Origin of the sequence: Kitasatospora sp. NPDC059146, from assembly GCF_042786665.1 — a bacterium.
Taxonomy (GTDB): Bacteria; Actinomycetota; Actinomycetes; order Streptomycetales; family Streptomycetaceae; genus Kitasatospora.
Window position 1 is genome coordinate 1 of sequence record NZ_JBHZCY010000046.1, and the last position, 13,190, is coordinate 13,190.

The 13,190-nt window shown below is 69.8% G+C and carries 8 protein-coding genes and 1 pseudogene; 4 read left to right on the top strand and 5 right to left on the bottom strand.

Annotated elements, in window-relative coordinates; translation table 11 throughout:
• A pseudogene (locus ACFXPX_RS20635) lies at positions 1-452 on the bottom strand (hypothetical protein); the annotation flags it as partial.
• Between the two features lie 432 nt (positions 453-884).
• On the opposite strand from ACFXPX_RS20635, the gene ACFXPX_RS20640 reads away from it, so the two are divergent.
• Genes ACFXPX_RS20640 through ACFXPX_RS20650 form a run of 3 tightly spaced genes read left to right on the top strand, consistent with a single transcriptional unit; the run spans position 885 to position 9,132 of the window.
• Positions 885-8,186 carry a polymorphic toxin-type HINT domain-containing protein gene (locus tag ACFXPX_RS20640; protein ID WP_380642656.1) on the top strand — a complete coding sequence of 2,434 codons (7,302 nt, stop codon included), beginning with the start codon at positions 885-887 and terminating at the stop codon, positions 8,184-8,186.
• Positions 8,183-8,650, top strand: coding sequence for a hypothetical protein (locus ACFXPX_RS20645; protein ID WP_380533022.1), 468 nt, complete (start codon positions 8,183-8,185; stop codon positions 8,648-8,650). The genes ACFXPX_RS20640 and ACFXPX_RS20645 overlap by 4 nt, the downstream gene beginning before the upstream one ends.
• 17 nt (positions 8,651-8,667) lie before the next feature.
• Entirely contained in the window at positions 8,668-9,132 is a 465-nt protein-coding gene (locus ACFXPX_RS20650) for a hypothetical protein (protein ID WP_380533019.1), read from the top strand.
• Positions 9,133-9,564: 432 nt separating this feature from the next.
• Here ACFXPX_RS20650 and ACFXPX_RS20655 read toward each other — a convergent pair whose 3' ends face one another.
• Complete coding sequence (locus ACFXPX_RS20655) at positions 9,565-9,957, bottom strand: HGxxPAAW family protein (protein WP_380642658.1); 393 nt, start codon at positions 9,955-9,957, stop codon at positions 9,565-9,567.
• A gap of 100 nt (positions 9,958-10,057) precedes the next feature.
• Here ACFXPX_RS20655 and ACFXPX_RS20660 point away from each other — a divergent pair, with 100 nt between their 5' ends.
• Entirely contained in the window at positions 10,058-10,543 is a 486-nt protein-coding gene (locus ACFXPX_RS20660) for a MarR family transcriptional regulator (RefSeq protein WP_380642660.1), read from the top strand.
• A gap of 88 nt (positions 10,544-10,631) precedes the next feature.
• Here the strand turns inward: ACFXPX_RS20660 and ACFXPX_RS20665 are convergent, their stop codons facing one another.
• The 3 genes from ACFXPX_RS20665 to ACFXPX_RS20675 all read right to left on the bottom strand — a co-directional run bounded on the left by ACFXPX_RS20665 (position 10,632) and on the right by ACFXPX_RS20675 (position 13,189).
• On the bottom strand, positions 10,632-11,876 hold the full coding sequence (locus ACFXPX_RS20665; protein WP_380642662.1) for an alpha/beta hydrolase family protein: 1,245 nt from the start codon (positions 11,874-11,876) through the stop codon (positions 10,632-10,634).
• Between the two features lie 201 nt (positions 11,877-12,077).
• Entirely contained in the window at positions 12,078-12,440 is a 363-nt protein-coding gene (locus ACFXPX_RS20670; RefSeq protein ID WP_375895463.1) for a hypothetical protein, read from the bottom strand.
• A 308-nt stretch (positions 12,441-12,748) separates the two neighbouring features.
• On the bottom strand, positions 12,749-13,189 hold the full coding sequence (locus ACFXPX_RS20675; protein WP_380642664.1) for a hypothetical protein: 441 nt from the start codon (positions 13,187-13,189) through the stop codon (positions 12,749-12,751).
• Position 13,190: the final 1 nt, after the last annotated feature.

A 13,190-nucleotide genomic window follows, 5' to 3' on the forward strand; every position in this document is an offset into this window, starting at 1 on the left:
ACGTCGGCGACGGCGGTCCTGGGTCGGTAGCCGCCGTGGTCGTCGGGGACGAGGGTGGCGTCGAGGGTGGCCCAGGTGTTGTCGTGCTTCACGCGCTGGGGTTCGGCGTGCTGGGTGCGGGAGAGGTGGCCGGTGGGGGTGGCGACGGTTTCGCTGTACTCGTCGGTCAGTTCCGGTACGGGGACGGGTTTGCCGGTGCGTTTGGCTTCGGCGATGGCTTGGTCGGAGGCGAGTGGGGGCTTCTGGCCGGCGAACTTGGCGTCGCCGGCGGCTATCCGGTCGGCCAGGTCCTTGGGGATCGCGCCCGGGGTCCGGTCGGTGGAGGCCGCGGGGGTGGCGGGGGTGTCGGCGGCGAAGGCCAGTGGCGCGATCGGCCCGACGGAGGTCAGTGCGAGTACGAGGGCGACCGCGACGGCGTGGGAACGCCGGGGCGGATGCCCGGTTCTGCGCATGCCGAAGGAGGCTCCGGACGGAGCGGGCATGGTGAAGCCCTTTCGAGGAGAGGTGGGTATGTCCGGCTGCGGACATTCGGATCGTCCGCAGAGGTATTTCAGCAAGCTGCCGCATTACTGATTGGTCGTCAATCACATAAGCAAAACTGATGCCCGCTTTGACGGACCGTCCACCGATTTCGTTCAGCGTGATGTGAATCACGCCCTCAGGAGATCCTCAAGCCGCTCGACCGCTGGATCGTTAGCGCCCTATCCTCCTGCCGGAGTTGCTTGTCCGCGCCATGTCGTACGTGACAACTCAGCTGGGGGATCATGATGTTGAAGAACAGAATCCGCTTCCACCTACGGCGAACAGCCGGCCGGGAGGGGCCGCCGCCGGTCAGGGCAAGATCCCGGGTGGCCGTCGTGAGTTCGTTGGCGATCCTGAGTTCGATGCTGTCGCCCGTGGTGCCGGCCCTCGCAGTGGCCGCCTCCGGGGACAAGGGCCAGGTGTGGTCGCCGCCGAACACGCCGCTGCCGCGCACCGCCTCCGTGCCCGGGAAGGCGGATACGCCGAAGTCGTCCACCCCGCCGACCGGTTCGCCGGACTGGGTGCCGCCGAAGTCCACGCCGCAGCCGAAGTCCGGCACCGCGGTGGTGGGCCTGGACGAGGGCGGGGCCAAGCAGGCGGGCGACCTCCCGGTCTGGCTGGCACCGGTCGCGTCGAAGGGGGCCGCTCCCGCAGGGCAGGTGCAGGTGCGGGTCGCCGACCGCGCGGCCGCGACCGCCGCCGGTGTGACGGGCACCCTGGTCGCCCTCTCGCGCGACGAGGCGGGGGACAGCGACAAGGTGCGGGTCGGAATCGATCCGCACACCCTGGGCTACGGCGGGGACTTCGGGAACCGGGCACGGCTGGTGGCGCTGCCGGAGTGTGCGCTCAGCACGCCGGACGCCGACGGTTGCCGGGTCAGGACGCCGGTGGCGTCGCACTACGACGAGAAGTCGAAGCGGCTGGTCGCGGACGTCGACCTGCCGGCCGCGAAGGCCACGACGGCCCGGCAGCGGGCCGAGTCGCAGTCGGCCGGCGTCGCGGAGTCCACACCGAAGGTACTGCTGGCGCTGGACGCCGCGCCGTCGAGCGGAACCGGCACGTACAGCGCCACACCTCTCTCGTCGAGCCAGAGCTGGGCGGCTGGGAGTGCATCGGGGTCGTTCACGTACAGCTACCCGATCCAGCTCCCCCCGGCCCTGATCGGGAACCCGCCGGCGTTCTCCCTGGAGTACGACTCGGCGTCGGTGGACGGGAAGACGGCGTCGACGAACGCCCAGGCCTCCTGGATCGGCGACGGCTGGGACGTGAACGTCGGCTTCGTCGAGCGCTCCTACCGGGGCTGTGACAAGGCGGGTATTCCGGGTTCGGGCGATCAGTGCTGGGGTGGTCCGAACCTGACGTTGTCGTTGGGTGGTCACTCGGGTGAGCTGGTGCCGGAGGACTCGTCGTGTGTCGCCGGGTCGGCGGCGGACGAGCAGTCGCGGTGCAAGTGGCGGCTCAAGGGTGACGACGGGACGAAGGTCGAGTTCCTGACCGGCGCCAACAACGGCACCTGGAACGGTTCCTATCTGAAGGTGACGGACACCTCGGGGACGGTGTACTACTTCGGGCTCAACCAGCTTCCGGCGGCGGACGGTTCGCCGAGCAAGGCGGGTCCGGAGAGCAAGTCGGCGTGGACGGTTCCGGTGTACTCGCCGAACCCGGGCGACCCGTGCTACGACGGCTCCAAGGGCAAGGGTTCGTGGTGCCAGAGCGCGTGGCGTTGGAACCTCGACTACGTGGTCGACGCGCACGGGAATCTGACCACGTACGCGTACACGCCCGAGACCAACTGGTACGCGCGCGGTGGCGCGCAGAACGCGGGTAAGGGTACGAACACCGCGTACACGCGTGGCGGGGTGCTGGCCGCGATCACCTACGGGCAGTTGCTGTCGGACCAGTTGGGTGCGGGCGGTTCGTACCAGGCGGCGGCGCGGGTCGACTTCGACTCGGGTGAGCGGTGCGTGTCGGACGCGGCGGCGTGCGATCCGGCGCAGCGTACGGCGGCGAACGCCGCCAACTGGCCGGACGTGCCGATGGACAAGCAGTGCGCGCAGAACGACACCTGCGCCAACTACGGGCCCAGCTTCTGGTCGACGAAGTGGCTCAACGCCGCGACCACGTCCATCCGTTCGGGCGGCTCCTACCGTCCGGTGGACCGTTACGACTTCACCCATGTGTTCAAGACGCCGCAGAACGCGACGGAGAACGCGCCGATCGCCTGGCTGCAGTCGGTGAAGCACACCGGAAAGGACACTGCCAACGGGCAGGCCGAGCAGGTGCTTCCGGTGGTGACCTTCACGGATCAGCTGCTGCCCAACCGGGTGGACGGCCTGGTGCCGGCGCGTCCGCGCTACAACCGGCCGCGCATGGCGGTGATCACGACGGAGACCGGTGGCAGCATCGTCGTCTCGTACAAGCAGGAGCAGTGCTCGCGCACGGCGGGGCGGATGCCCGCCTCGGCCGACGGTGACACCCTGCCGTGCTTCAACGTGAAGTGGTTCGACGGTCAGGTGCAGTCCACGGTGGACGACTGGTTCCTGCGCTACCCGGTCGACACGGTGACCGTGGACCCGAACGGCAAGCTGGTCTCCGGCTCGGTCCCGATGACCACCTCCTACGCCTATGGCCCGGCGGCCTGGCACCGCAACGACAGCCCGCTGGTCGAGTCCGACTACCGGACCTGGGACCAGTTCCGCGGTTTCGCGAGCGTGACCGCGGTGAAGGGTTCGGGCAAGGACGGGCCGCAGGCCAAGTCGACGACCAGCTACTACCAGGGCATGGACGGCGACCTCAAGGCCGACGGCAAGCCCAAGGGCGCCTCCGTCGCGGGAGTGAAGAGTGGCAGTCGGCCCGACTCCGACTGGCTGTCCGGCCGGACCCTGGAGACCGACACCTACGCGGACGCCTCCGCCGACGCGGGCTCGCCGCTCGGCTACGAGGTCGACACCTACGAGAACCCGTCCGCCACGGCCACGCACGCCCGCAGCGGCCTGCCGAATCTCGTGGCTCGGTACGGATCCACCAAGGCCACCAAGGCCGCGACGGCGGTCACCACGACCGGCACCCGCACCACCACGACGGTGACGAGCACCGACCCGGTCAACAACAACCGGGTCACCAGCTCGCTGAGCACCGCGGACGGCACCCCGGACGTCTGCACCCGCCAGACCTACGCGACCGGTGGCAACCCGCAGATGACCGCACTGGTCTCCGACGTGCTCGTCGTCTCCGGCGTCAACGCCTGCACGGCCGGCCCGACGTCGGCCACCACGGTGTCCGACACCCGCACGCTCTTCGACGGCCAGGGCTTCGGCAGCGCCGGCACGAAGGCGGACGTGACCGGGACCCAGGTGCTGGACGGCTACGACGCCAACGGCGTGGCGCAGTACGTCACCACGAGCACGAGCACGTACGACCAGTACGGCCGGATCGCCTCGGTGACGGATCCGACGGTCACCGACAGTGCCAACCCGAACGGCGCGGTCACCACGACCGCGTACAGCTCGGCGAACCCGGGTGAGCTGCCGAACAAGGTGGTCACCGGTACCCCGGCCCCGGCCGGCGCGCCGGACGCGGGCACCGCCCGTACCAGCACCGTCACGCTCAACCCCGCCCGCGCCATGGCGCTCACCTCGGCCGATGCCAACGGTCGCACCACGACCAAGGCGTACGACGGTCTGGGGCGCTTGAAGGCGGTCTGGCTGCCGGGCCGGGACACCGGGGCCGGAGCCAACTTCACGTACGACTACGCGGTGAACGGCACCAGCGCGCCCTCCACCGTCACGACCAAGGCCCTGCGGCCGGGCGGCACGGCGTACGGCACGTCCACGCAGATCCTGGACGGCTCGGCCCGGCTGATCCAGACCCAGACCGACCCGGCGATCTCCGCCTACCAGGGCCGGATCGTCGCCGACACGTTCTACGACTCCCAGGGGCGGGTGGGCCGCGCCTACAACGCCTACTACGAGGACACCAACAAGCCGAACACGACCCGGTGGATCCCGGACGGCGCGATGGTCCCGAACCAGAGCGTGGTGCAGTTCGACGGCCAGGGGCGTGCGGTGAGCACGCAGTTCGTCGCGCTGGGCAAGCCCCAGAGCACCACCACGACGGCGTACCCCGGCGCTGACCGGGTGGACGTCACGCCGCCGGCCGGAGCCACGCCCACCAGCACGGTCACCGACGCCCGCGGGCACACCGTCCAGTTGTGGCAGTACCGGACGGCGGCGGCGACCGGGAACCCGGGCGACGCGGACGTCACCAACTACACCTTCACCCCGGCCGGAAAGCCCGCCAGTCGGGTGGACGCGGCGGGGAACACCTGGAGCTACACGTACGACCAGCGCGGTCGCCAGGTGAAGGCCGACGACCCGGACACCGGCGTCCTGACCCAGGCCTACGACGGTGCGGGGCGGTTGGCGTCGACGACGGACGCGCGTGGTCAGACGGTCGCGATCACGTACGACCTGCTGGGTCGTAAGACCGGGACGTTCAACGGTTCGGTCACTCCGGCGAACCAGCTGACCGGCTACGCGTACGACACCGTGGCGAAGGGGCAGTTGAGCTCCTCGACCCGGTACGTGGGCGGGGCGGGTGGTTCGGCGTACACCAAGTCGGTGAACGAGTACGACGTGGCGTACCGGGCGACGAAGTCGACCGTGTCGATCCCCGGCAGCGAGATCGGCGGCAGTGGCCAGGTGAGTTTCGACTATGCCGCCGCCTTCAACCCGGTGAGTGGTTCGCTGGTGTCGGAGACGCGTGCCGCGGCGGGTGATCTGGCACAGGAGGCGGTCACTTACAACTACGAGGAGTTCGGGCAGCTCAACGATGTGAGCGGCTCGGGGTACACGTACCTGCGGCAGGCGGACTGGGACGCGTATGGGCGCAACGTCCGTGACACGATGAACCCTTGGGGGACCCAGGTCGTCTCGACGAACACCTACGACGAGTCGACCGGACGCCTGCTGACCCAGTACGTGGACAAGCAGACGGCCACCACCGGCACCGTCCAGAACACCACCTACGCCTACAACCCGGCCGGTCGGATCACGGCGGTGCGCACGATCCCGGACAACAGCCCGGACCGGACCGACCTGCAGTGCTTCACCTACGACTACCTGGGGCGTCTCACGACCGCGTGGTCGGACACCGGGCGGCTCAACCAGCCCACCCCGTCCCTCGCCGGGCAGGGTGCCTGCGCCAACGCGACGCCCACCAGCGGGGCTTCGACGGCGGGTACCACCACCGTGGGCGGTAGTGCGCCGTACTGGCAGGACTACACCTACGACGCGGTCGGCAACCGGACCAAGCTGGTCATGCACAACCCGACCGGCGACCAGTCCAAGGACCTGACCATCGGTCAGGACGTGCCTGCCGCGGGGAGCCGCAACACGGGAACGGGTGCGGGTGGTCCGCACGCGCCGTCGGCCGTGAAGTCGACGTTCCCGAACAACGGCAGCACGCCGGGGAGTTACCAGTACGACGCGGCGGGCAACACGACGAAGATCGCCAACCCGGGTGCGAACAAGACCCTGGGCGCGGGCTTCGTGCTCAACCCGGGCGAGTCGGTGCGCTCCAGCAGCGTGCAGCTCACCATGCAGACCGACGGCAACCTGGTGCTGACCTCGCTGCGCAGCGGTGTGGTGGTGTGGTCGACCGGTACCGGTGGTCATGCGGGTGCGTGGGCGACGATGCAGGACGACGGCAACTTCGTGGTCTACGACCCCCAGCGGGTTCCGCTGTGGTCCTCGCAGTCGTGGGTCGGTCCGAACAGCAAGTACTTCGCGGTCGTCCAGGACGACGGCAAGTTCATGGTGTACGCACCCGGCTGGGCACCGAAGTGGGACTCCCACACCTGGAACGCGGTGGACGCCGCCAACGGCGCGGACCTGACCTGGGACGTCGAGGGCAAGCTCGCCACCCTCAAGCAGGGCGGCGCCACCACCTCCTACGTCTACGACGCGGACGGCAACCAGCTGGTCCGCCGCAACCCCGGCAAGGTCACCGTCAACCTCGGCGCCGGCGACGAGCTCACCTACGACACCGGCTCCAAGGCCAGCACGGGCACCCGCTACTACGCCCTCCCCGGCGGCGTCACCCTCGTCCGCCAGGGCGCGAACGCGCTGACGTACCAGTTCTCCGACCACCACAACAGCGGCACCCTGTCCATCGACTCAGCGACCACCAACGTGAACCGCCGGTGGACCGACCCCTTCGGCGTCCTCCGCGGCTCCGGCAGCGGCAACGCCTGGGCCGGCGACAAGGGTTACGTCGGCGGCCTCAAGGACGACGCGACCGGCTTCACCAACCTGGGCGCCCGCCAATACCAGCCCGGCACCGGCCGCTTCCTCAACCCCGACCCCGTCATCGACCCGGCCAACCCCCAACAGTGGAACGGCTACGCCTACAGCACCAACGACCCCACCAACCTGAGCGACCCGAGTGGTCTCCGCCCCGAGGGCGTGTGCGGCGGCTTCGGCACCTGCGAGACCGCTCACGGGGACATCATCACGGAGACGTTCAAGCCGGAAGGCCACGGCGCCTGGACGGAGGAGTACTGGAGCTCGGATTCGGGCACCAAGAAGTACCCGAACATCGTCAGCCCGCACTACTTCCTCATCACCAGGGGCGGAACGCTCTGGGGCAACGTCCGCGAGGCTGCCGACGCCACGACCTACATTCCGGGCCTGAACGCCCTCGGCACCGTCGTGGGCGCCGGCATGGACATCAAGGACGGCCACTACCTGGACGCCGCCGAGGGCCTCGTGGGCCTGATCCCCGGCGGACGCGCAGTGGGCGCGGCCGGAAAGGCCGAGAAGGCCGAGAAGGCGGGGGTGGCCGCGGCAAAGGATCTGGAGAAGGCCGAGGAGAAGGCGGGAGCCAAGTGCCCCCTGGCGCTTGTCCGGGGAGCCACGCACAGCTTCCTGCCCGGTACCAAGGTCGTCATGGCGGATGGTTCGACCAAGGCGATCGAGGACATCGAGACCGGTGACGAGGTCCGAGCCACAGACCCGACGACCGGCAAGACCGAGTCCAAGCCGGTGACCCGCAGTATCCGGACGCCTGACGACAGCAGGTTCACAGACCTGACCCTGCAGGCTGCGGACTCCAGCAGCGCGTTCGCGAAGGTGGAGAACCTCACCAGCACCCAGCACCACCCGTTCTGGGACGAGACCGCACATCTCTGGACCGACGCCTCGGAGCTCCGCCCCGGCCACGAGGTCCTGACAGCCGATGGTCGGAAACTCATCGTCCGGACCGTGAGGAACTACAGGACGGCACCACAGGTCGCCTATGACCTCACCATCGCCGACACCCACACGTACTATGTGCTGGCCGGAGCGGCGCCGGTCCTGGTGCACAACAACGATGGCGACGCCCCGTGGTGGCACACCGGAGACGATGAGCCGGAGCCGTATTCCGAGTACGACCGCTGGGAAGGCGAATCCAACTTCGAGAAGGGCAAGCACGGAGACAACACCAGTCACAACAGGACTGGAAAGTGGGCGATGAAGCAGGGGGGCGTGACCGACAAGGACGAGGCCAAGCGCATCCACAACACCATGAAGTCTGGCATGGACGGTAACGGCAACATGGCGAAGGAGGACATCATCGACATCGCGCGGAGTGAGCTCGGTGACGGGAGTGATGGTTGCCCGTGAGCCAGTACTCCAAGATCGAGGAAAGCCAGGACATCGCGAAGCTGCGGAACGCTGTCGTGCCCCTGGTCGGGCATCGCGTCCGTGAAGCCCGGCTGTCGCAGACTGGATCGCTGCGCGTGGATTTCGACCCTGGTGTCTCGACCCGTGGTTGCCGACTCGGCATCTACAGCGTCGCGTGGCGTCTCGACAGTCGTGAGTCGATCGTGGCGGCCTCGCAGGACTCCCCGGACTTCCTGTCGAGTTCGATCGCGACCCTCGGGGGTCAACGCCTCGTCGCTGCCGAGGTTCTTTCGCCCAGCCTGGACACGACATTCAGATTCACGGATGTCGAACTGCGGGTCTTCCCTGCTTTCTCGGTCGTGGACAACGAGGATTCGATCTACTGGAACCTTCACCTTCCGTCCGGCTACCTGCTCTGTGCCGGGCCCGGGAGTTCGTGGTCCGTCCGGCGGGCAGTCCGGTGAGCGGGGGCGTGGAGGCGATGGAGGAGCTGATCCGGCCGGTCCTGGGAAGGCAGGCGTGGGCTGTTCGACTCCTGCTCGGTAGCAACCTGGCGATGGACTTCGGTAGCCCGGTCGAGCCCTACGGAAACGGGTCGGTCTTCGGTGAGTGGCACCTGTGGGTTTCGATGGCCGCCTGGAGGTTGGAGGGCGGAGGTCGCGTGATCGCGGGTTCGGAGGATCCGCGGTCCGTGCTCGTCCCCGCGGTAGCGCTGCTCGAAGATCGTCGGCTGATGACCGTGACCATCCGGCCTCCAGCACTGGAGACGGTGTTCGAGTTCGACGGCATCGAGCTCCATGTGTTCCCGATCTACTCACAGCGAGACGTCGATGATCCGGCTGACCACTGGATGCTGTGGATGCCGGCCGGAGACATCCTGACGGTGGGGCCGGGCTCGACCTGGTCGGTCGAGACGTCGAGTAGTCGACGCGGGCGACGTTCGTAGCGGCACTCGTGCCGGCCTGCGTCTGACCCGCAGTTCACGGGTCTGCTCGCGAGAACAACAGCGGTGCCCCGCCCGGAAGTCCGGGCGGGGCACTCGTTCTCGGTGGGGTCACCGGAGTACGTGACAGTGGAGTGGTCACTCTCCTGGTCCGGGTGGTTCTGGATCGCCACGGCCTCACCAGGGGTCGTGATCCTCTCCCATGCCCAGGCGGTCCGGCCTGACGGGGTGCGGCCGGCGTGGCGCCGATCGTGGCGGCCTTGCGGGCGACGGAACGCATGGGGTTCTCCGGTGGGGTGAGGGGGATCGACGCCGCAACTTGCCGGCCCCGAACCGCCGTTTCGCCACCGTCCTGTCGTCCTCGGGATATCCCGGACCGCCCCGGGAAGAGCCGCCTGGTCGGCCGCGCTTCCGGCGGCCCGGTGCGGTCGAAGCTCAGGCGCTGGCGTTGGCGCGGGCCCGGGGGCGGCCGGGTGCGGGGGTGGGTGTCCCGGGGGTGGGTGTCCCGGTGGTGGCCGGGTGGGGGTGGCGGCGGGCGAGGCGGCAGCCGAGGCAGTGGGGGTGGCCGCCGTTGCGGGCGGTGGGGTCGGGGGTGCGCCAGTGGCGGAGGTGGGGTGGGCGCGGGCCGGTGGGTTTGCCCCAGCCGGCGAGGTGGAGCAGCCAGGCGGCGAGTGCGCCGAGGGCGGTGAGGGCTGCGCCGGCCCAGAGCCCGGGGGGCGAGCCGAGGACGAGGGCCGTGCCGGCGACGGCGAAGCCCGCGGTGGCGAGGGCGGAGCCGGTCCAGCCGGCGACGGTGTGTCCCATGTCGTGGTCACCGTGGGCGCTCATGGATCCTCCTGTGGTGTGAGATGGACGGGTGGCGGTGGACGGCCGGTACCGGTCCGTTTATCTCACGAGATAAGTAACTTAGATGCTAAGGAGATCCTGGGTGAAGGGCAAGCCGCGCCCCCGGGCGACGCCCGAGCAGGCGCTGTACGCGATGGACCGGATGATCGCGTTGGCCCAGTTCGGCCAGCAGGACATCGCCGCCCGGCTCGGGCTCAACGTGACCGACCTGACCTGCCTCGGCTTCGTCATCGAGGCCGCCCTGGCCGGTGAGTCCCTGGCCGCCGGCGACCTCGCCGAGCGCGCCCAGCTGACCACCGGGGCCGTGACCGGCGTCCTCAACCGGCTGGAGAAGGCCGGGTACGCGAGCCGGGAGGCCGACCCCGGCGACCGCCGGCGGGTGCGGGTGGTGATGGCGGACGACGCGCAGCAGCGCATCCTCCAGGTCTACGGACCGTTCTACGAGCGGATCGGCGCGCTGTTCGCCGACTACACGCCGGAGGAGACCGCGGTGATCGCCGACTGGTTCACCCGGGCGCGGGGCGTGCTCGCGGAGTCCCTGGACGAGATCCGGGCCGGGACGCCGTAGTACGGCATCCCGGCCCGGTGGTCCCGGTCCGGTGGTCCCGGTCCCCGGTGGGCGGCCGCACCCCCGTGGCGGCCGCCCGTCCTGCTCGTCAGGGGAGGAACCTGACCTCCGGGAACGTCGGCGAGGGCCCGTCGAGGAGGGCGCTGCGGCGGTGGCGGAGGTGGGCGTCGAAGAAGGCGAGCGGGTAGGACTGCTGGATGCGGGTGGAGCGGTCGGCGGGGAGGGTGCCGACCATCTGCTGGATCTGCTCGACGGGGATGCCGAGCAGCGCGCCGAGTTGGGGCATCAGGACGGCCGCGTCCTCGTAGGAGTTGTGGCGGACGCCGTCGGCCTGGATGTTGAGGTGCCAGCCGCGCAGGTGGTTCCAGAAGGTGACGGCGTCCGGGTTCCGGTCGCGGCCGAACTCGGCGGTGATCATCATGAACGGCCGGTCCAGGTCGGTGACGGTGATCGCCGCCATCGGACCGTCGATGGCCAGGCCGGCCCGGACGCGGCGGTCGGCCATGAGGACGGCGGCGGTGGCCGAACCCCCCTTGGACCAGCCGAACATGCCGACGTCGAGCGGGTCGGGGGCGCCGAGGAGGCCCTCGGGAAGTGCCTTCCCGTCGACGTCGGGGTTGCGCCCGGCGGCGAGTTCCTCGATGCAGTCCAGGACGAAGCGGGCGTCGGCGGCGCAGTCGTTCGGGCCGATCCTGGGGGCGCCCTCGATCCACGGGGTGAGCACCCGGCCGTCGGGGAACTCGGTGAACGCGTCCCAGGTGTGGTCGACGGTGACCACGACGTAGCCGTGGCTGGCGAGTTCCTGGACGATGACGGTGTTGACGGCCCGGTGGGCGTGGGCGCCGTGCGAGTAGACGACGACGGGCAGCCGGTGGCCGGCGCGGTGGCCCGGGCGGTGGACGGGTGCGCCCTGGCGGGCGGCGGTGAGCGGGGCGGCGCTGAGCGGGACCTTGTAGCCGGCGTCGTCCAGGAACGCCTTGAGGGCGCCGTCGCTCAGCCAGGGGGCGAGCGGGAGTTCCTCGGCCGCTCGGGCGGGGTACCAGACGCTGGCCATCAGCTCGCGGTACCGGCCGGGGCCGGCGAACGGGTCCGGCCGGGAGGTGTCGCGCAGGTGCAGGGCGACCGTGCCGATGCGGTGCGGGCCGGTGGGCGCGGGCAGGGTGAGCCGGCCGGGCGTCGGGCTGCCCGGGGTCGGGCCGCCCGGAGTGGTGGGGGCATCGGCCCGGGCGGTGGAGGCCAGACCGAGCGGGGCGGCGGCGCCCAGGGCCAGCGCGGTGCCCAGCATGCGACGGCGGGTCAGTCCGGTGGGGCCGGTGAACGGCGTGGTGTCCATGCGGAGGACGCTGTCACGGGGCGCGGGGGAGCGGCATCAGCCCGCCGGTTGATCTCCGGGCAGGGCGCATTGGTCCACGGGTTTACATCCCCGGGCTGATGCGCGGGCGAGGCCGGAACGTGCCGGAGCCCGGGCGCACGGTGGGTCTCCGTGCGCCCGGGCTTCGGGGTGTCGATCAGCTCTTCCGCCGTGCGGGGAAGCTCAGTTGAGGACCACGACGTCGGTGCGCATCGGCAGCGAACTGCCCCAGGCGATGTCGATCTTGAAGGTCACGATCCCGTTGCCGGGGGCGATGCTCGACACCTGGAAGGCGGCGGCGCCCACGAAGCGGTTCCCGTTGGAGTCGATCTCGGAGGCGGTGATCACGACGGTGGAGTCGATCCCGATGACGTTCCAGGACAGCTGGAGGTTGAACGTCCCGTGCGAGGGGGTCCAGGTCCACCAGGCCCGGTTCACGGTGCCGACGTTGCCGCCGATCGCCGCGAGGTCCTGGCCGTGGCCGGTGGGCTGCGAGTGGCCCGCGATCTGCGGGATCTCGGAGGCGGAGGATTCGACTGCGGTCATGGCGTCACTCCTTGCGCCGGGAGAGCCCCCACGAGCTCTCCGGATGCTTCGAGTGTCGGTCAGTGTGCGGAGCTTCGACAATCACTCGTGAGAGTGAACTCCCCCGGAATGTCGGCGAGTTGGCGTGCACAGCGGTCAGGTTTCATTGGGAGGTGTCGACTCGTTGGGGCGGGGGCCGGGTCACTTCTGCTTCTTGACGTCCTCGATGAAGCCCCGGATGCCGTCGATGGTCGCGACCCAGCCGAGGAGGGTGACGAGCCCCCGGCCGATGGCCAGGAGGGCGGAAGCGATGAATTCCATGATGTCCTTCAGCTGTGGTGCTGCTGCTGGGGTCCGGCCGTGCCGGCGCCGTCCCCGCTTTCGGTGATGTACGCGACCTCCCAGGCCCGGAACCTGAGGCGGAAGTTGAGCGAGAGGATCTCGAAGACCGGCGGCAGCTCGCGGCCGTACTCGTAGTACTCGATCATGTCGATGCCCTCGGGCTCGACGTCGGGTATGCCGACCCAGCCGTCGGAACTGACCGAGTCCTGTTCCATGCGCAGTTCGCCGACATCCCGGAACTCCAGCGCGAACGGCCCGTGCCGGTCGTGCCGGAAGTCGACGGTGAGGGTGAGCTTCGGGTGCCCGCCCAGCCGGAATCCCAGCAGCGCGGTGTCGTTGTGGAGGTCCAGGTACCGGCTGCCGGCCTGGAGCTCGATGGTGTGCAGTGGCGGGGACCAGGAGTCCAGGCCGATGAATCGGGCGTGCACG

Coding starts and splice junctions, on each gene's coding strand:
- ACFXPX_RS20640 (WP_380642656.1), top strand. CDS start 885: ATGCTGTCGCCCGTGGTGCCGGCCCTCGCAGTGGCCGCCTCCGGGGAC.
- ACFXPX_RS20650 (WP_380533019.1), top strand. CDS start 8,668: ATGGAGGAGCTGATCCGGCCGGTCCTGGGAAGGCAGGCGTGGGCTGTT.
- ACFXPX_RS20655 (WP_380642658.1), bottom strand. CDS start 9,957: ATGAGCGCCCACGGTGACCACGACATGGGACACACCGTCGCCGGCTGG.
- ACFXPX_RS20665 (WP_380642662.1), bottom strand. CDS start 11,876: ATGGACACCACGCCGTTCACCGGCCCCACCGGACTGACCCGCCGTCGC.
- ACFXPX_RS20670 (WP_375895463.1), bottom strand. CDS start 12,440: ATGACCGCAGTCGAATCCTCCGCCTCCGAGATCCCGCAGATCGCGGGC.